At 64.4% G+C, this 18,226-nt stretch carries 13 protein-coding genes and 1 pseudogene; 6 read left to right on the forward strand and 8 right to left on the reverse strand.

Features of this window, described 5'->3' with window-relative positions; genetic code table 11:
* Nucleotides 1-95: 95 nt before the first annotated feature.
* The 4 genes and pseudogenes from WN72_RS32890 to WN72_RS32905 form a co-directional block, all read right to left on the reverse strand.
* A complete protein-coding gene (locus WN72_RS32890; protein WP_092219954.1) occupies nt 96-893 on the reverse strand; it encodes an enoyl-CoA hydratase/isomerase family protein in 798 nt (265 codons plus the stop codon).
* A 41-nt stretch (nt 894-934) separates the two neighbouring features.
* On the reverse strand, nt 935-2,134 hold the full coding sequence (locus WN72_RS32895; protein WP_167381151.1) for a pyridoxal-phosphate-dependent aminotransferase family protein: 1,200 nt from the start codon (nt 2,132-2,134) through the stop codon (nt 935-937).
* 272 nt (nt 2,135-2,406) lie between these two features.
* A pseudogene (locus WN72_RS32900) lies at nt 2,407-3,687 on the reverse strand (MFS transporter).
* Nucleotides 3,688-3,741: 54 nt separating this feature from the next.
* Nucleotides 3,742-4,944 carry a pyridoxal-phosphate-dependent aminotransferase family protein gene (locus tag WN72_RS32905; protein WP_430640408.1) on the reverse strand — a complete coding sequence of 401 codons (1,203 nt, stop codon included), beginning with the start codon at nt 4,942-4,944 and terminating at the stop codon, nt 3,742-3,744.
* Between the two features lie 133 nt (nt 4,945-5,077).
* Here WN72_RS32905 and WN72_RS32910 point away from each other — a divergent pair, with 133 nt between their 5' ends.
* The 3 genes from WN72_RS32910 (at nt 5,078) to WN72_RS32920 (ending at nt 9,332) form a co-directional block, all read left to right on the forward strand.
* Nucleotides 5,078-5,827, forward strand: coding sequence for a GntR family transcriptional regulator (locus WN72_RS32910; protein ID WP_167381150.1), 750 nt, complete (start codon nt 5,078-5,080; stop codon nt 5,825-5,827).
* A gap of 105 nt (nt 5,828-5,932) precedes the next feature.
* Nucleotides 5,933-8,911 (forward strand): FAD-binding and (Fe-S)-binding domain-containing protein, encoded by a 2,979-nt coding sequence (locus WN72_RS32915; protein WP_092219946.1) that lies wholly within the window; start codon nt 5,933-5,935, stop codon nt 8,909-8,911.
* Nucleotides 8,904-9,332, forward strand: coding sequence for a GlcG/HbpS family heme-binding protein (locus WN72_RS32920; RefSeq protein ID WP_092219944.1), 429 nt, complete (start codon nt 8,904-8,906; stop codon nt 9,330-9,332). Before WN72_RS32915 ends, WN72_RS32920 begins: the two co-directional genes overlap by 8 nt.
* 733 nt (nt 9,333-10,065) lie before the next feature.
* On the opposite strand, the gene WN72_RS32925 is transcribed toward WN72_RS32920, so the two are convergent.
* A complete protein-coding gene (locus WN72_RS32925; RefSeq protein ID WP_244553984.1) occupies nt 10,066-11,361 on the reverse strand; it encodes a CitMHS family transporter in 1,296 nt (431 codons plus the stop codon).
* Here WN72_RS32925 and WN72_RS32930 point away from each other — a divergent pair.
* A complete protein-coding gene (locus WN72_RS32930; RefSeq protein ID WP_167381148.1) occupies nt 11,345-11,587 on the forward strand; it encodes a hypothetical protein in 243 nt (80 codons plus the stop codon). The two genes, WN72_RS32925 and WN72_RS32930, sit on opposite strands and share 17 nt — an antisense overlap.
* Here WN72_RS32930 and prpB read toward each other — a convergent pair.
* The gene (gene prpB / locus WN72_RS32935) at nt 11,574-12,497 is read right to left on the reverse strand and encodes a methylisocitrate lyase (RefSeq protein ID WP_092219942.1); all 924 of its coding nucleotides are present in this window, start codon (nt 12,495-12,497) and stop codon (nt 11,574-11,576) included. The genes WN72_RS32930 and prpB overlap by 14 nt on opposite strands.
* Before the next feature lie 11 nt (nt 12,498-12,508).
* Entirely contained in the window at nt 12,509-13,963 is a 1,455-nt protein-coding gene (locus WN72_RS32940) for a bifunctional 2-methylcitrate dehydratase/aconitate hydratase (RefSeq protein ID WP_092219940.1), read from the reverse strand.
* Nucleotides 13,964-14,122: 159 nt separating this feature from the next.
* Between WN72_RS32940 and WN72_RS32945 the strand changes: the two genes are divergently transcribed.
* Nucleotides 14,123-15,004, forward strand: a complete 882-nt coding sequence (locus WN72_RS32945) for a LysR family transcriptional regulator (protein ID WP_092219938.1) — start codon at nt 14,123-14,125, stop codon at nt 15,002-15,004.
* A 927-nt stretch (nt 15,005-15,931) separates the two neighbouring features.
* Here the strand turns inward: WN72_RS32945 and WN72_RS32950 are convergent.
* Nucleotides 15,932-16,618, reverse strand: coding sequence for a LysR substrate-binding domain-containing protein (locus WN72_RS32950; protein ID WP_092219989.1), 687 nt, complete (start codon nt 16,616-16,618; stop codon nt 15,932-15,934).
* 10 nt (nt 16,619-16,628) lie between these two features.
* Between WN72_RS32950 and WN72_RS32955 the strand changes: the two genes are divergently transcribed.
* Nucleotides 16,629-18,218, forward strand: coding sequence for an aconitase family protein (locus WN72_RS32955; RefSeq protein WP_167381149.1), 1,590 nt, complete (start codon nt 16,629-16,631; stop codon nt 18,216-18,218).
* Nucleotides 18,219-18,226 lie beyond the last annotated feature (8 nt).

The raw sequence follows: 18,226 nt of genomic DNA on the forward strand, positions 1-18,226 counted from the left end.
CGCCTCGCGATGCAATGCTGCATCTTGCCTGCGATACGGTGATGCCGATCGTCATGACGCCGCGCATCGCGCGGCGCAGGATCGCGCCGGACGCGCTACTTGCCCTTCCAGACGGGCGTACGCTTGTTGAGGAAAGCGTCCATGCCTTCGCGAAAATCTTCGCTCATATAGGCCTTGAGGATCAGATCCTCGCCTTCCTCGCGCGACAGCGTGCGGCGGATGCGGCGCACCGCTTCCTTGGTGGCTTCGAGCGTCAGCGGCGCGTGGCTGGCGACGAGCTTTGCGGTCTCGTCGGCGCGGCGCTGGAGCGTCTCGACGTCGGGCACCACCTCATTCAGCAGGCCGAGCGCAAGCGCTTCCGGCGCCTCGACGAGGCGCGCCTTGAAGATCAGATCCTTGGTGCGGGCCGGTCCCACCAGCGCGACGACGCGACTGATGTTGGACATCGAAAGGCAATTGCCGAGCGTGCGCGCGATCGGAAAGCCCATGCGCGTCGTTTCGGTCCCGATGCGCAAGTCGCAGCAGGCCGCAATGCCGGCACCGCCGCCGGTGCAGGCGCCCGCGATCGCCGCGATCACCGGCACGCGGCACTGCTCGAGCGTGCCGAGCACGCGGTCGATACGGGCCTCGTAGTCGAGCGCGTCCTGCGCGGTCTTGAACGCTCGGAATTGCGAAATGTCGGTGCCGGAGGCGAAGGCCTTGTCGCCGGCGCCGGTGAGGATCAGCGCCTTGATCGATCGGTCGGCGTTGATCTCCTGGCAGATCTCCGCCATGCGGTCATACATGGCGAAGGTCATTGCGTTGCGCGCCTGGGGGCGGTTGAAGGTGATCCGCGCGATGCCGTCCGTGACGGAGTAGAGCAGGTCTTCGTTGGCAGTCGTCGGTGCGTTCATCGCGCGCTCACTTTCTTAGGTTGGTTCAGGCCGCCTGAACCTTACGCCACCTGGGCCTTGGTCATCGGCACCACGTCGCGTCCCTTCAGGACGTCCATGGCCGCCAGCACGCCGCCGCTCCGGTGCGGGATCTTTGCAAGATCGAGGCCCATCTCGACGCCGGCGAGCGTGCCCATCAGCATCAGATCGTTGAAATGGCCGATATGACCGATGCGGAACACCTTGCCCTTGACCTTGTTCAGGCCGGTGCCGAGCGACATGTCGAAATTCTCAAGCACGACCTTGCGGAAGGCGTCGGCGTCGTGTCCTTCCGGCACGCGCACACCGGTCAGAGCGGGCGAATGCGCGGCGGGATCGGCGCACTGCGTCTCGAGGCCCCAGACCTTGACCGCGGCGCGCGTCGCCGCGCTGTGACGCTTGTGGCGGGCCCAGACGTTCTCGAGGCCCTCCTCCTCCAGCATCTTCACCGCTTCGCGCAGGCCGTAGAGCAGATTGGTCGCCGGCGTATAGGGGAAGGTGCCGAGCTTGTTGAAGCTGATCACTTCCTGCCAGTCCCAATAGGAGCGCATGCCCGGATTGGCTTTGGCGACGTTGAGCGCCTTCTCCGACACGGCGTTGAAGCCGAGGCCCGGCGGCAGCATCAGGCCCTTCTGCGAGCCCGCAACCGAGACGTCGATGCCCCAGGCGTCGTGCTCGTATTCCATCGAGCCGAGGCCGGAGATGGTGTCGACCATCAGCAGCGCCGGGTGCTTCACGCGATCGAGGATCTTGCGCACCTCCAGGGGCGGCGTCACGCAGCCGGTCGAGGTCTCGTTGTGGACGACGCAGACCGCCTTGATCTTGTGCTGCTTGTCGGCGGCCAGGCGCGTCTCGATCTCGGCGAGGTCGGCGCCGTGGCGCCAGTCGCTCGGGATGAAGTCGACGTCGAGCTTGAACTTGTCGGCGATGCCGCGCCACAGCGCGGCGAACTGGCCGGTCTCGCACATCAAGACCTTGTCGCCGGGCGCGAACACGTTGACCATCGCCGCTTCCCAGGCGCCGGTACCGGACGAGGGGAAGATGATCACGGGCTGCTTGGTGCGGAACACGCGCTGCATCGCGGCGAGGACGGCGAAACCGAGCTCGGCGAACTCCGGACCGCGATGGTCCAGCGTCGGCATGTCCATCGCCCGCAGCACGCGGTCGGGCACATTGGTCGGTCCTGGAATCTGTAAGAAATGCCTTCCAGTATGCACGGTCATCGGCGTCCTTCCCGGTCTAGCCTTGATTTTGGTGGCCGCCGAATAGCACCATTTGACCGGCTTGTCCCCTCTCCTAAAGACGTCTCCCATGCATAACCGGCGGGCCCCCCGCCGCCCCTATTTCCACAGCGTCGTGGCCGGGCTTGTCCCGGCCGTCCTCGCCTTGCCCCGCAGCGCGAAGAACGTGGATGCCCGGGCCTTCGCCGCGCCGAAGCGGCTTCGGCCGCGCAGGCGGGACAAAGCCCGGGCATGACGGGCAATTGTGAACGCCCCTACTCCGCAGCCACCACCCGGCCTGAGGGCAGTTGGCCCTCGCCTCGGTGAACGGGCGTTCCGGATGCATCAGGAAGGCCGAGACGCCGCCGAGCAGCAAAAGGCCCATCGACATCAGGAACGGCAGGTACCAGTTGCCGGTCGTGTCGATCACGAAGCCGGCAACCAGCGGGGAGACGATGGCGGCGAAGGCCGAGCCCGTGTTCATGATTCCCGACGCGGTACCCGAATATTTCGGGGCGATGTCCATCGGGATCGACCACATCGGGCCGATCACGAGCTCGGCGCAGAAGAAGCCCGCCGACAGGCACAGCGCGACGATCGTGATGTCGTGGACAAACAGGATCGGAAACAGCGAGAGCAGCGCCCCCGTAAACCCTGTTACGGTGACGCTGAGCCGCGCCAGGCGGACATTGCCGGTGCGGTCGAGGATCTTGTCCGACAGCACGCCGCCGACGCTGTCGCCGACGCCGGCGAAGAACACGCCGGAGGCGAACAGCGCCGAGTTCTTGATGTCGAGATTGTAGTTGTTCTTGAAGAACAGCGGCAGCCAGTTCAGATACAGCCACAGGCACCAGCCGTAGCAGAAATAGGTCAGCGTCACCGGCCACATCCGCCCGAGCAGCGGGCCCCAGGGCACGCGCGGCCGCTCGCCGGTCGGGCGTGGCGGCAGCGCCGCGAGCTCGGCCTCGGTGGATCGAGGCGTGGTCCTTCGGCTCGTTGCGGAAGTACCAGACCCAGATCACGCCCCAGATCAGGCTCACGAAACCGAGCACGACGAAGGCGCCGCGCCAGGTCAGCCAGAGGATCAAGAGCGCCACCACCGGCGGCGTCACGGCATTGCCGAGCCGGGCGAAGGAATGGGTCAGGCCTTGCGCGAAGCCGCGGCGGTTCGCGGGCGTCCAATATTGCATCGCGCGTGTCGCGGTGGGGAACGTCGCCCCCTCGCCGAAACCGAGCGCAAAGCGCGCGACGAACAGCGCCGCGAGCCCGTTGACGAAGCCGGTCATGATGGTGGCGGCCGCCCAGATCATGCCACACCAGAACAGCGTCTTGCGCGGGCCGAAATGATCGCCGACCCAGCCGCCGATCACCTGGAACAAGAGATAGGGATAGGCGAAGGCGGAGAAGACGAGGCCGAGCTGGGTATTGGAGAGACCCAGCTCCTTCTGGATCTCGCTCGCGGCGGTGCCGATGTTCACCCGGTCGACATAGGTGATGAAATACATCGCGCAGAGCATCGCCAGCACGACATGCGTCGCCTTGAACCGAATTCCCATCTCCACCCCTCCCTGATTGCTTGTTATGATTTTCAGCCGCGTGTCCCGCGCGGCTTAAGTGCCGACCACTTTCAGATGCGGCGAGGCATTGCCCTGTGGACGCTGCTCCAAGAGCTTCATCGCGACATCGACGCCGCCCGAACGATGCGGCACGCCGGCAACCGAGAGACCCATCTCCACGCCGGTGAGCGCGCCAAGCAGCGTCAGCGCATTGCATTCACCGAGATGGCCGATGCGGAACACCTTTCCGGCGACCTTCGACAGGCCTGAGCCGAGCGACATGTTGTAATTCTCGAGCACAATCTTCCGGAACTGATCGGCGTCATGGCCGGGCGGCATCAGCACCGCGGTCAGCACCGGCGAGAATTCCGACGGCTCCTGGCAGAGCACTTCGAGACCCCAATGATTGACGGCGGCACGCGTTGCGGCCGCGAGCCGCTGATGCCGCGTGAACACGTTGTCGAGCCCCTCCTCGAGCAGCATCGCGATCGCCTCGCGCAGGCCGTAGAGCAGGTTGGTCGCGGGCGTGTAGGGGAAGAAGCCCTTGGCATTGGGCTTGAGCATCTCCTCCCAGTCGAAATAGGAGCGCGGCATCTTGTTGGTCTTTGACGCAGCCAGGGCCTTCTCCGAGATCGCGTTGAAGCCTAGGCCGGGCGGCAGCATGAAGCCCTTCTGCGAGCAGCTAACGCTGACGTCGACCTTCCACTCGTCGTGGCGGTAGTCGACCGAGCCGAGCGAGGAGATGGTGTCGACCATGAGCAGCGCGGGATGGCTCGCGCGATCGATCGCGGCGCGGATCTCGGCGATGCGGCTGGTCGCGCCAGTGGAGGTCTCGTTGTGCACGACCATGACGGCTTTGATCGCGCGCGCCTTGTCCTCGGCGAGCTTTGCTTCGATCACGGCGGGATCGGCGCCGCGGCGCCAGTCGCCAGGCACGAAGTCGACCTCGATGCCGAAGCGGCCGGCCATCTGCCGCCACAGCGTGGCGAAGTGGCCGGTCTCGACCATCAGCACCCTATCGCCCGGCGACAGCGTGTTGACGATCGCGGCCTCCCAGGCGCCGGTCCCCGACGACGGGAAGATGATGACAGGGCCTTTGGTCTGGAAAATCTTCTGGCTGCCTTCGAGCACGGTGCGGCCGAGCTCGCCGAACTCCGCGCTGCGGTGGTCGATCACAGGCATGTCCATCGCGCGCAGGACGCGCTCGGGGACCGGGCTCGGGCCCGGAATCTGAAGGAAATGGCGTCCCTGATGCATGAAAACCTCCCTGTCGGCGGACCTTGGCCGGCTCTGGAGGCTATTTTGCATTCATTTTTTGTCCTTTCAATCGAAATTTGGTATTCGATTGTGGACGTCGACGCGCCCCAGCAGGCAAACTACTGTGCAGCAAATGAAATCCACGATTCCCGACACCGGGGTTCCGATCACGCCGCCGACCGCAAATGGCGGCGATCGCCAGGAAAACCGTCACGAGGCCTCGCTTCATGGCGAGATCCTGCTGCGACTGCGCGACTACGTGGTCGAGGGCAACATCCCCGAAGGCGCGCGCGTGCCGGAGCGGCAGCTCTGCGAGATGCTCGGCATCTCCCGCACGCCGCTGCGCGAGGCGCTGAAAGTGCTCGCCGCCGAGGGGCTGATCGAACTATTGCCCAACCGCGGCGCGCGGGTGCGCCAGCTTAGCCAGCGCGACCTGGAAGAGCTGTTCGACGTCATGGCGGGGCTGGAGAGCCTTGCCGGGCGCCTTGCCTGCGAGGCCATTACGGATGCGGAAATCACCGCGATCGAGCAGCTGCATTACGAGATGTATGGCCACTATCTGCATCGCGACATGCACGGCTACTTCCAGACCAACCAGCGCATCCATGAGCGCATCGTCGCGGCCGCGCGCAACGAGACGCTGAAAACGGCCTACGCCAACTTCGCCGGCCGCATTCGCCGCGTCCGCTACTCCGCGAACTTCGCCCGCAAGCGGCAGCGCTGGGCCGAGGCGATGCGCGAGCACGAGGCCATCCTGGACGCGCTGCGCCGGAGAGCCGCCAGCGAGCTCAGCGACATCCTGTTCCAGCACCTGCGCAACAAGCGGACGGCTGCGATCGAGCATCTGACCGAGCCCCAAGAGGACGCACCGGCTTCGCCCTAGGGGCGGCCCGGCTTGCTCATTTTGAATTCATAATATAATCGGTCGGGAACCATAATGAATAACTCAGCAAGGCCTGAGCCTCGCTGGGGCAGTCCGGGATCAGGGATGACAAACGCCTCCTCGCTCGAACGGCGCCTGCGGTCGGAAGTGACCGGCGACGTCCTGTTCGACCCCTTCAGCCGCGGCCGCTACGCCACCGACGCCTCGTTCTACCAGATCATGCCGGCGGGCGTGGTGGTCCCCAAGACCATGGACGAGGCGTTGCGGGCGCTGGCGATTGCCCGCAACGAAGGCCGCAAGGTCACTCCGCGCGGTGGCGGCACCTCGCAATGCGGCCAGACCGTCAATGACGGCCTCGTGGTCGATCTCTCGAAGCACCTCAACCGCATCCTGTCACTCGACGTCGAGGGCCGGACCTGTGTGGTCGAGCCCGGCATCGTCCTCGACGACCTCAACCGCCAACTTAGGAAGCACGGCCTGTGGTTTCCCGTCGACGTCTCCACGGCGTCGCGCGCCACCATCGGCGGCATGGCCGGCAACAATTCCTGCGGCGGCCGCTCGCTGCGCTACGGCACCATGCGCGACAACACGCTGTCGATGGAGGCATCGCTTGCCGACGGCACGCTGAGCCGTTTCGGCGAGGTCTCGCGCGATCTCTCCGACGTCGAAGCCAGTGACAGCACCCGCGCCCTGTTCCGCGACATGCTCGATCTCGGCACGCGCGAGGCCGACGAGATCGCGGCGCGCTTCCCAAAGGTGCAGCGCCGCGTCGGCGGCTACAATCTCGATGCGCTGGTGCCGCGCAACGCGCCCAACAACATGGCGCATCTGCTGGTGGGCTCGGAAGGCACCCTCGCCTTCACCACCAAGGTCGAGCTGAAACTGTGGCCTGTCATCCGCAACAAGGCGCTCGGCGTCTGCCATTTCGGCAGTTTTTACGAGGCGATGGATGCGGCCCAGCACCTGGTCAAGCTGAAGCCGATCGCGGTCGAGCTGGTCGACCGCACCATGATCGCGCTTGGCCGCGACATCGCGATGTTCCGCCCGATCATCTCCGCCGCGATCAAGGGCGATCCGGATGCGGTGCTGGTGGTCGAGTTCGCGGAAGAGGACCAGGCGGATAACCTGCAACGCCTCAAACAGCTCACCGAGTTGATGAGCGATCTCGGCTTCGGCTGGAATAACGACACGCGCAAATGGGGCGGCGTGGTCGAGATCACCGAACCAGCGCTGCAGGGCGGGATTGCCGATTTCCGCGCCGCCGGCCTCAACGTCATGATGTCGATGAAGCAGGAGGGCAAGCCCGTCTCCTTCGTCGAGGACTGCGCCGTGCCGCTGCCGCATCTTGCCGATTACACCGCGCGGCTCAACGAGGTGTTCGCGAAGCACGGCACCAGCGGCACGATGTATGCGCACGCCTCGGAGGGCTGCCTGCATGTGCGCCCCGTGCTGAACCTGAAGCTGGAGAAGGACGTCAAGGCGATGCGCGCCATCGCCGAGGAAGCCTTCGCGCTGGTGCGCGAATACAAGGGATCGCATTCCGGCGAGCATGGCGACGGCCTGGTGCGCTCGGAATTCCACGAGACCATGTTCGGCGAGCGCCTGGTTGCCGACTTCCGCGAGGTGAAGCAGCGCTTCGATCCCGATGGCGTCCTCAATCCCGGCAAGATCGTCGACGCGCCCAAGATGGACGATCGCTCGCTGTTCCGCTTCAAGCCGGACTATCGCGTCGGCGAGCTGAAGACCAAGCTCGACTGGTCCGCCTATCCCGGCGCCGGTGGCGGTTTCCAGGGCGCGGTCGAGATGTGCAACAACAACGGCGCCTGCCGCAAGCTCGAGGGCGGCGTGATATGCCCGTCCTATCGCGCCACGCGCAACGAGAAGGATGTCACGCGAGGCCGTGCCAACACCTTGCGGCTCGCGATATCAGGCCAGCTCGGCCCCGACACGCTGTCTTCCGACGAGATGATGGAGACGCTCAAACTCTGCGTCTCCTGCAAGGCCTGCCGCCATGAATGTCCGACCGGCGTCGACATGGCCAAGATGAAGATCGAGGTGCTCGCCGCGCGCGCCGCCAGCCACGGCCTCACTCTCCGCGATCGCCTGGTCGGGTACCTGCCGCGCTATGCCGGCCTCGCCGCGCGCTTCGCGCCGCTGGCGAATTTGCGCAACAGCAGCCCGATGCTGCGAAAGCTGTTCGAGCGCTTTGCCGGCATCAGCGCGCGCCGCGCCCTGCCCGCCTTCCGCAGCGATGTGTTCGTGCCGCCAACCGAGAGCGTCGGACCGGAGGGCGGCCGCGAGGTCGTGCTGTTCGCCGATACGTTCAACCGCATCTACGAGCGCGAGAACCTCGACGCCGCGCTGCGCGTGCTCACCGCCGGCGGCTATCGCGTGCACATGCCAAAACCTGCGAGCGGCAGCCGCCCGCTCTGCTGCGGACGCACGTTCCTCTCGGCGGGTCTCGTCGACGAAGCGAGGGCCGAGCTTGACCGGCTCGTCGCCGCGTTCGCGCCTTTCGCCGCGCGCGGCGTGCCGATCGTCGGCCTCGAGCCGAGCTGCCTGCTGACGCTGCGCGACGAGCTCGCCTCACTGCGCGAGGACAACGACGCCAAGGCCGTCGGCGCCCATGCCCTCACCTTCGAGGAGTTTCTGGTGCGCGAGGCCGAGGCCGGCCGATTGCAACTGCCGCTCGGCAACGTCACGGAAAAAGCAATCGTGCACGGCCATTGCCATCAAAAATCCTTCGGTGCCTTCAAGCCGGTCGAGCAGGTGCTGCGCCTCGTCCCCGGCCTGAAGGTCGAGACCATCGAGTCCAGCTGCTGCGGCATGGCGGGCGCGTTCGGCTATGGCGCCGACACCTATGATGCCTCGATCGAGATGGCCGAGCTGTCGCTGCTGCCGGCCGTGCGCCGCGCGGACCAGAGCACACTGGTTGTCGCCGACGGCACCTCCTGCCGGCACCAGATCCACGACGGCGCCCAGCGCGAGGCGCTTCACGTCGCGCGCGTGCTGGCGATGAGCCTCGACCGCGCCGAGACCAATTCCTCAACCAACCCTACTACAAAGGAACCCAGCCATGGCTGACCTCACCCTCGACACCGCCCGAAAAATCCTTGACGCCGCCTTCGCAAAATCCGTCGAGCTGAAGCTCAAGCCGCTGGTCGTTACCATACTGGATGCACGCGGCGTGCTCAAGATCGCCGCCGCGCAGGACGGCATCAGCCTGATGCGCGCCGAGATCGCGCATGGCAAGGCCTATGGCGCGCTCGCGATGGGCATGGGCTCACGTGCGCTGTTCCAGCGCGCGCAGGAGCAGGCCTATTTCATCGATGCCGTTAACACGATTGCAAAAGGCGCGCTGGTGCCGGTCCCCGGCGGCGTGCTGATCATGGATGGCACCACGCTGCTCGGCGCCGTCGGCGTCTCCGGTGACACCTCCGACAATGACGAGGCCTGCGCGGTCGCCGGCATCCAGGCGGCGGGGCTGAAGGCTAACGCGGGGTAGCCTCCGCGCTACTGAAACCCTGCGCCTTGTTATACATCGAGAGATGGTCTCGCAGCAGCCTTGGTCGGGGGTTCGAGTCCCTGGTCCGCTACATCGCTACCCCTACTATTTCGGAAGCCCTATTTTCCTAGCGACGGGTAGCCTGGCGCCGAACACGGCGCCTCCGCCAAAAGCCACCGTGCGTGCGCAATCCGTCGTCCCACAATGGTCTCGGAGTAGGTTCAAATCCGGCGCAACCACCGATCGCAGCGGCGATGGGCGATGACGCGCTACTATCGTATGGGCGCCGGATGTAGCAGCACGTGCAATTGCCAGCGCAAAGGCGTGGGGGCAGTCGTGATGTTGGCGGAATCAGTGCTACGGCAAGTTGCGAAAGACTCCTTTTTCTGGCGGGCGACAACAACCAGACCATTTCACCGCTGACCACGGAACATCCGCAGTTCGGCGTCGATGACGGCTATCGCGTGTATCGGCGGGTGAGCTACTAGTTCTGCCGTCGCGCGAGCGCGTCACTTCCGATACTCGTTGTCGTCTCGCTGAGCCCGCATCGGCGTCGAGAGGTCGGCTCCCTTTCGCGGCGATTTCATCGATGCGATATCCGTAGTCGCGAATATTCCTAAACGCGGTGCGCCGGTCCGTGCCTGGAGGAAGCCGAACCGACGCCTCGACCAGCGCGAAGAACCGCTCGAACAAGGTGTTGAGTTCCCCATAGCTATTCATGGCACGGACAGGCTCAGAAGACCGGGATGACGCCGACGAGGGCAGATGCGACCAGCAGCACCAACATCAGCAGGAACGACCACTTCATCGTGAACCGCTGGTGCGCGCCGAATTCCACCCCCGCAAGGCCTATCAGCACGTAATTGGCAGCTAGCAGCGGACTAAGGAAGTGGACAGGCTGCCCCACCAAAGATGCGCGGGCGATGATCTCGGGCGCGATGCCGTAGGTTTTTGCGGTTTCCGCCAGGATCGGCACGATGCCAAAGTAGAAGGCGTCGTTAGAGATAAAGAAGGTGAACGGCGCGCTTAGCAGAGCCGTAATCAACGGCAAATGGCCGGCCGCCGGCGCCGGGACCATGTGCACTACGCTCTGCGCGATGGCATCCATCATCTTGGTCCCCGATAGGATGCCGGTGAACACTCCAGCCGCGAAGATGATGCCCACGACCGATACAGCGCTGCCCGCATGCGCTGCGATGCGCTCCTTCTGATCCTTCTGTTTCGGAAAGTTCACCGTGATCGCGATTGCGAACGCTGCCATGAACAACACAGGCAGCGGCAGCCAGCCTCCGACAAGACAGACCAGGAGAGCGACGGTGAGCACCAAGTTGAAGATCATCAAGGCCGGACGACGCTCCGGAGCAGGCAGATCGGTCGAACTGAAATCCACATCGCCGCCGAACGCCGAGACGTGGTCGGGCGCCTCCGGCTTGCCGATCTTGCTCAGCCGCGCCCGCTCCTTGCGACCGAGGTAATAGGCGATGCCGAGTACGGCCAGCGACGCCATTGTCATGCCGGGGACCAGCGGCAGGAAGACCTGGCTCGCGTCGAGATGCAGCACGCTCATGACGCGTGCGGTCGGGCCGCCCCAGGGCGCGATGTTCATGACGCTATTGCTCAGCCCAATTACGCAGGGAAGGATCAGCGGGTTGATACCGAGATATCTATGCAGGGGCAGCAGCGCGGTGACGCACAGCAGGAACGTTGTCGAACCGTCACCATCGAGGGACACGATAAGGGCCATCGCGGCCGAACCAACGACGAGCCGAACCGGGTCGCCCTTGGACAATCGGATGATGAGCCGAACCAGCGCATCGAACAGGCCGACGTCGATCATCAGTCCGAAGTAGAGGATCGCGAACAGCGTAAGCACGCCTGTCGGCGCAATGGCCCGCAGCCCGCTTATCACCATCGGGCCGATATCGGTTCCGAACCCGCCGATCAACGCGAAGACGATCGGCACGATGATGAGCGCGATCATCGCCGTGAGGCGCTCCGTCATGATCAACGCCATGAAGACGACGATCATGGAATATCCGAGAATGGTCAGCAACATGGCACGCCTCTTCCCTCCGGGCACCGTAGTCCCGGCTTTTTCTGTGTTTGGGCAGCTTTGCTTGCAGCTTCTGGACGACGGGTCTTTGTCCGCCGGCCAGGCAGTTCAGGTCCTGCGCAATTGCAGGGGTCGTCGTGATTCACCGTCCGGCATCATCGGCGAACGGTTTAGGATCACGATCGTCGTCAACCGCGCTTGAGTATGGGCTGCGGGACGACAGTCGTGACGATCGAGTGATCGAGCGCTTCGTATTCGTGGTAACCGATCGTGCCGTAGAGTTCTTGGCGCGTCTGCATCCGGTCGATCATCTTGTGGGCGCCACCGTCACGCTTGATCGCCGCAAACAGCTCGGCCTGCGCTTTGTTGGCCACACGCAACGAGCTGACCGGCCAGATCACCATGTGGTAGCCCATATCCTGAAACTCGGCCGCCGTGAAAAACGGCGTGCGACCGAACTCGGTCATGTTTGTAAGAAGCGGGACGCCCGGGAGCCGCTTGGCAAACTCGCGGAACATTTCCGCAGTGTTGAGCGCTTCAGGGAAAATCGCGTCCGCGCCTGCCTGCACATAGAGCTTGGCGCGAGCGACGGCGCCGTCCATCCCCTCGCTGGCCGCGGCATCGGTGCGGGCGATAAGGACAAGGTCCCGCCTCGCCTTCGCCGCCGCGGCGACCTTGGCGGCCATGTCGTGGGCGTCGGACAGCTTCTTGTCATTCAGATGCCCGCACTTCTTGGGCAGCAACTGATCTTCGATGTGAACCGCGGCCGCACCCGAATCCTCGAAGGCGCGGACCATGTGCATCACGTTCAGAGCTTCGCCATAGCCCGTATCGCCGTCGACAAGCAGCGGCAGTCCGGACGAGCGCGCCACCTGGCGGATGAAGAAGCAGACTTCGTCGATGGTGATGATGCCCAGATCGGGTAATCCCATCGAGGCGGTCATGGCCGCGCCGGAGAGATACACCGCATCGAAGCCCGCAGCCTTCGCCTGCAGGGATGCCTGTCCGTTGTGCGTGCCTGGAATTTGCAGTATCTCCCGCCGCTTCAGGAGTTGGCGAAACCGCGATCCGGCCGTTTCTTTATTGAGATCCGCTGCAACGAGATAGGTCATGCTTCGCCCCCTCAGATCACGTAGAGATCGACGTACTCGTTGACCGGCATCGCCTCGAGCTTCGCCTGGTCGAGGGAGACGTCGAGGATGGCCGCCTGCTGCTTGGCCGGAAACTTGCGGGCCAGGTTGGTGCGGAACTTGGCTTCCAGCAGGGGAATCCCATCGCCGCGACGCCGCTTGTGGCCGATCGGGTATTCGACGACGACCTCAGGCAAGGTCGTGCCGTCCTTCAACCGGACGGTCAGCGAGTTGGCGATCGAGCGCTTTTCAGAATCGTGATAGTCCTTCGTGAACGCCGGATCCTCCACGCAGACGATCTTCGCCCGCAGCGCGTCGATGCGCGGGTCGGAGGCCACGCGGTCTTCGTAGTCTGCAGCCGTGAGCCGCCCGAAGATCAGTGGCACCGCCACCATGTACTGGATGCGGTGGTCGCGGTCGGCCGGGTTGTTCAGCGGGTCCTGCTTGTCGATGATCCGGATGCAAGCTTCGTGCGTGCGGATCGTGATCTTCTCGACATCATCCGTGGTCTTGTCGGCCTTCTTGAGGGCGCCGTGCAGCGACATCGCGGCTTCGACGCCGGTCTGCGAATGAAACTCTGCCGGGAAGGAGATCTTGAAGAGCACGTTCTCCATGACGTAGGAGCCGTAGGGTCGCTGGAATTCGAACGGCCGTCCCTTGAACAGCACGTCGTGGAAACCCCACGTCTTCGCCGTCAGAACCGACGGGTAGCCCATCTCGCCGGTCTTCGCGATCAGTGCAAGGCGCCCCCCCCGGCTGGTTGCGTCGCCTGCCGCCCACGACTTTCGGCTGCCGGTGTTCGGCGCGAGGCGATAGGTGCGAAGGCTCTGCCCGTCCACCCACGCCAGCGAGACGGCATTGATGATCTCGTCGCGCGTCAGCCCGAGCATCTGCGCGACCACCGCGGTCGTGGCGACCTTGACCAGAACGACATGATCCAGGCCGACCTTATTGAATGAGTTCTCCAGCGCGATGCAGCCCTGGATTTCGTGCGCCTTGACCATCGCTGTGAGGACGTCGCGCATCTTCAGGGGGGTCCGGCCGGCGGCGACCGCCGTGCGTGAGAGCCACTCTGCGACCGCGAGGATGCTGCCGCCAACGTTGTCTGAGGGGTGGCCCCACTCCGCCGCAAGCCACGTGTCGTTGAAGTCGAGCCAGCGGACCATCACGCCGATGTTGAACGCGGCCTGCAGCGGGTCGAGCTGAAATTGCGTGCCGGGCACCTTCGCACCGTTTGGCACGACGGTGCCTTGAACGACCGGTCCGAGCAGCATGAGGCAGGCAGGATATTCGAGCGCTTCGAGGCCGCAGCCGAGGGTGTCGATAAGGCAGTTGCGCGCCGCTGCGTAGGCGAGGTCGCTCTTCATCTGGTAGCCGATGACGCAGTCGGCGATGTCGGTCAGGACCTGAGCGGGTTTCGGTCGCACGTTGCTGATGTGGGACGCCATGTCTCCTCCTCCCATCGGTGTTGGCCAAGGTCCCGGCTTCAAGAGGATCGCGGGATATTGCGCGACCAGCCGGCCTCTTCGTTGTCGGAGTCACTAACGTCCCGCCACCTGTATGTAAAATATCTTGCAGATACCATATTTATATCTTTAAGGTATGGCATGGAGCGCCGGCATCTCCGATATCTGCTCGCCCTGTCCGAGGAAGGCAGCTTCACCCGCGCAGCGGAGCGGGTGGGAATCGCGCAGCCGCCCTTCTCGAAGCAGATCCGCGACATGGAGCATGAGATCGGCGCAGCGCTCGTCGAGCGTCTGCCGCGAGGCGCGGTGCTGACGGAAGCCGGCCACGCCTTCGTGGCCCGCGCCCGCGCCATCGAAGACGCCTTCGCCGCCGCGGTGGACGAGGCCCGGCGCATCGGCACGGGACACGCCGGTCGGCTACGGGTCGGCTTTACGGAGACGGGAATTTTCCATCCGCGCGTCGTCGCCTGCTTCCTGCGCTTCCGACAGCGCTATCCCGGTGTCGAACTCGTCCTTGAGGAGCAACTATCGGTCGCCCTCGTCTCACTCCTGCGCGAAGGCAGGCTAGACGCCGCGTTCATCAGACCTCCGCTTCCGACGGACGACGGCTGGGAGCGGCGGGCATTTGCCAGCGAGCCGCTGGTCGTAGCCATCCCCAAGGGCCACCGTCTTGCGGCGCGCCGCACCGTCCGGCTGACCGACCTGCGCGACGAACCGTTCGTGTTCTATCACCGGCGCGTGCGGCCTGGCCTCACCGATACCATCATCTCGGCTTGTGAACGGGCAGGCTTCACGCCTCGCGAAAGCCAAATCGTCACGAAGATCCCATCCGCCTTGCGCCTAGTCGCCGCCGGTGCCGGCGTGGCTATCGTCCCAGCCTCGATGTCGCGGGTCGGCGCGGTCGATCTTCGCTTCTTGGCGCTAGGCGACCGGCTCTCGGCCGAGATTGCGCTGATCTGGCGGAAAGATTGCCGGTCGATGTCCCTTCCCGGCTTCGTGGCCGAGACGGAGCGCGTCCGCTGACGTTTCTAACGAGACCGGCGACGCCTGCCTGCGCGCGCTGGCGCGGATCTCTCCGCGCAGGTCCGCCGGCCGCCCGACCTCGCGGCCCGCTACGGCGGCGAGGAATCGCACTGCTGCTGCCGAACACCGATGCGGAGGGCTGCGAGCTCGTCGGCGAGAATGTGCGGCGAGCGCTCCGCGAACTCGGCATGCTGCACGCGCTGAACTCGTCTTCCAAGATCGTGACGGTGGCCTGGGGCGGCGTGAATCACCTGCCCGCGCGGGGCGCTCCCGACTGCGGCTCGCTATGGCGGCCGCCGAGCGCGAACTCTATGCGGCCAAGGGACCGCGGGCGTAACCGGCTCGTCATGTCGGGACAGGTGGTCGCCTGGCCCGGCGCCAAGAGCTCACATCCCGTCGATCCCAGCACGTTGGGACGTGCGATGCGGCGTGCGTGGAGAAGCGCGTTGGCTGCGGCGGCCAGCCTCGCTGCAGGCCCGAGGACTTCCTCGTGGATGCGCAAAACGACTGCTGCATCTACCCGGAGGGCCACAAGCTGTACTCCAGCGGCTGACGCTGCCGCATTAACGGACGCATCGCGGACACTACAAGAGCACGCAGGCGCGCGCAGCGTGTCCGGTGACCGGCGCGGCGCATTTTGGATCCCGCAACCCAACCAAAATTCACCGCTAGACGGTGTCAGCCAAACCGGACAACGGGCTGCAAACGTGGCCACTTCTTGAAGGCGACCACGGAGTTGGCTAGAAGCACGGCGATATTCCCAGCGACTGCGCTGAACATGACTGATCTAAGCGTTGCGTCCCTCTTGCAACGCCCGTTCAGAATTCTGGTATCCACTCCGCAGCTTGATGCGGCGGACACTTGTGTGTTGCCCACCGCTGGAGGCCGGTGAGGCTTCGTGTCCATTTTGCGGCCTTTTCGCTCTGACTACTTGGCTGATCCCCCTGAGCGTCCACGCGGTGGGGACTGATGGGAGGCCGAGCGCGCGACCTCCATGAAGCGCTGTACGACGTGACTCCCACCCTTTTTACGAAGAAGGCCGAGCTGCGCACGCACGCCTAGGTCGGAAATCGCCACGAACACCACCCGCTCCGGCCGGACGCTATTCATGCATTCGGGGACGATTGCAACCCCCATCGAGGCGGCCACGAGGTTGATGATTGTCGAAAGCTGCGGTGCCTGTTGGGTAATCCGAGGTGAGAAGCCTTCCTCCCGGCAGGCAGAGAGAATGGCGGCTTGCAGACCCGTGGTGCGACGGCGAAGGACAAAGTCCTCGGCCGCCAGTTCGCGAAGTTTGACCGAAGAACGCTGTGCGAATCGATGCTCGCGCGGCATAGCGACAACCATGGGTTCGTCACCTAGCGCGTCGATAGAGAGTTGGTTGGGTGTGCGGATTGGCGGCCGTACGAATGCGAGGTCCAACCGGCCCTGTTCGACCGCTCCAGCCAATGTCTCCGAAAGATCTTCTTCCAGGACCAACATCACGTTTGGCCAAGACTGGCGGAACCTGGTCATCACGCTCGCCACGATCGGGCTAAAGGACGCCGACTCGGTGAATCCGACAATGACTCGGGTGAATGCGGCCTCGTCGTCGGCGTCCAGCCTCTCTGGCATTGAAACAACCTTGGCCGGGCCCCGCAATCCAGCGGAACGCGTCGCATTGGGATTTGTTCCAGCCAGCGTGTCCGCCGAGATCAAGCGTCTGCGCGGCGATGCCCCGGTCTCGGTGCCGATAGAAAGCGAGCGTCCCGAAGACGGCGCCATCCTGATTGCGGCCATCACGTCTTGCACGACCACGGCCAACCCTCAACTTATGGCAGGTGCCGGCCTACTGGCTCGCAACGCTCGGCAACGCGGTTTGACCGTTCCCTGGTGGGTCAAGACTTCGTTGTCCCCCGGTTCACGCCCTACGGCGGGCTATCTCGCGGACTCAGGGCTGCAGGCGGATCTTGACGCCCTCGGATTTCACGTGACTGGCTTCGGCTGCATGACCTGCATCGGAAACTCCGGCGAACTCGACGATCGTGTCAACGCGTGCGTGAAGGAATACGGACTGCTCGGCGCTGCCGTGCTTTCAGGCAATCGGAACTTCGAAGGTCGCGTGCATCCCAGCGTCAAGCTGGCGTACCTAGCTTCGCCTGCGCTCGTTGTTGCCTACGCACTGGCAGGAACAGTACGACGCAACCTCGAGCGAGAGCCTATCACTGTCGGCCGCAATGATACGCCGGTGTTCCTGGCCGACATCTGGCCAACCCAGCAGCAAATCGACGATGCGCTCGCGCCCGTAATAGGGCCCAAACTATTCGCCCGCGCCGATTCTGACAACCATGAAGGTCGCATCCTTTGGGACACTGTGTCGACCGGCGTCTCATCGTCACTCTTCGCTTGGTCAGGGAAATCCACCTACCTACGCCGTCCGCCGTACCTCGACGGCATGAAGATGGACAAGCCGGCTGCTGAGAATATCTACGGCGCCCGCGTGTTTCTTGTCGTTGGCGATCGGGTCACAACGGACCACATTTCCCCTGCGGGCTCTATCTCAGAGGACAGTGTGGCGGGCCAGTACCTGCGGGCGCATGGAGTCCGCCGCGCAGACTTCAATCAGTTCAATACGCGACGAGGCAATCACGAAGTGATGATTCGTGGCGGCTTCAGCAACCCGGGACTTGTAAACGAGCTCTTGGCCCCCCAAGGCATCAAGGGTGGCTATGTGCGGATCCAGCCGGAGGGCGAAGTCCTCCCCGTCTTTGATGCGGCGATGCGGTATGACAAGCGTCATGTGCCCCTCGTGGTAGTTGCCGGCAAGGAGTACGGGGCCGGTTCCAGTCGGGACTGGGCGGCGAAGGCTACCGCGCTTCTGGGGATCAGGTCCGTGATTGCCGAAAACTTCGAGCGCATCCACCGCAACAACCTGATCAGCATGGGCATCTGGCCCCTTGAGTTCACATCGGGTCTGACTCGCCGTGACCTCGCGCTAGACGGCTCCGAGGAGTTGGACATCCTGGGTCTGGACTGCGAGCTCAAACCAACCGCGGGCGTGACGCTTGTCGTCCGGAGGGGCGATGGAAGCTCGCAAGCCTTTCAGTTGATCGTCAAGGTCGACACGCAGGCAGCACTGCAGTCGTTGCGGCACGGCGGAGTGCTGCCGCAAACGCTGCGTGAACTTGAGGAAACGACACGCCGCGCAGGCCAAAGTCGCATGCGATCCGTGTAAGCCGCTTG

The organism is Bradyrhizobium arachidis, from assembly GCF_015291705.1.
GTDB classification, from domain to species: domain Bacteria; phylum Pseudomonadota; class Alphaproteobacteria; order Rhizobiales; family Xanthobacteraceae; genus Bradyrhizobium; species Bradyrhizobium arachidis.

Coding starts and splice junctions, on each gene's coding strand:
- WN72_RS32890 (WP_092219954.1), bottom strand. CDS start 893: ATGAACGCACCGACGACTGCCAACGAAGACCTGCTCTACTCCGTCACG.
- WN72_RS32895 (WP_167381151.1), bottom strand. CDS start 2,134: ATGACCGTGCATACTGGAAGGCATTTCTTACAGATTCCAGGACCGACC.
- WN72_RS32905 (WP_430640408.1), bottom strand. CDS start 4,944: ATGCATCAGGGACGCCATTTCCTTCAGATTCCGGGCCCGAGCCCGGTC.
- WN72_RS32910 (WP_167381150.1), top strand. CDS start 5,078: ATGAAATCCACGATTCCCGACACCGGGGTTCCGATCACGCCGCCGACC.
- WN72_RS32915 (WP_092219946.1), top strand. CDS start 5,933: ATGACAAACGCCTCCTCGCTCGAACGGCGCCTGCGGTCGGAAGTGACC.
- WN72_RS32920 (WP_092219944.1), top strand. CDS start 8,904: ATGGCTGACCTCACCCTCGACACCGCCCGAAAAATCCTTGACGCCGCC.
- WN72_RS32930 (WP_167381148.1), top strand. CDS start 11,345: ATGAAGACGACGATCATGGAATATCCGAGAATGGTCAGCAACATGGCA.
- WN72_RS32925 (WP_244553984.1), bottom strand. CDS start 11,361: ATGATCGTCGTCTTCATGGCGTTGATCATGACGGAGCGCCTCACGGCG.
- prpB (WP_092219942.1), bottom strand. CDS start 12,497: ATGACCTATCTCGTTGCAGCGGATCTCAATAAAGAAACGGCCGGATCG.
- WN72_RS32940 (WP_092219940.1), bottom strand. CDS start 13,963: ATGGCGTCCCACATCAGCAACGTGCGACCGAAACCCGCTCAGGTCCTG.
- WN72_RS32945 (WP_092219938.1), top strand. CDS start 14,123: ATGGAGCGCCGGCATCTCCGATATCTGCTCGCCCTGTCCGAGGAAGGC.
- WN72_RS32950 (WP_092219989.1), bottom strand. CDS start 16,618: ATGCCAGAGAGGCTGGACGCCGACGACGAGGCCGCATTCACCCGAGTC.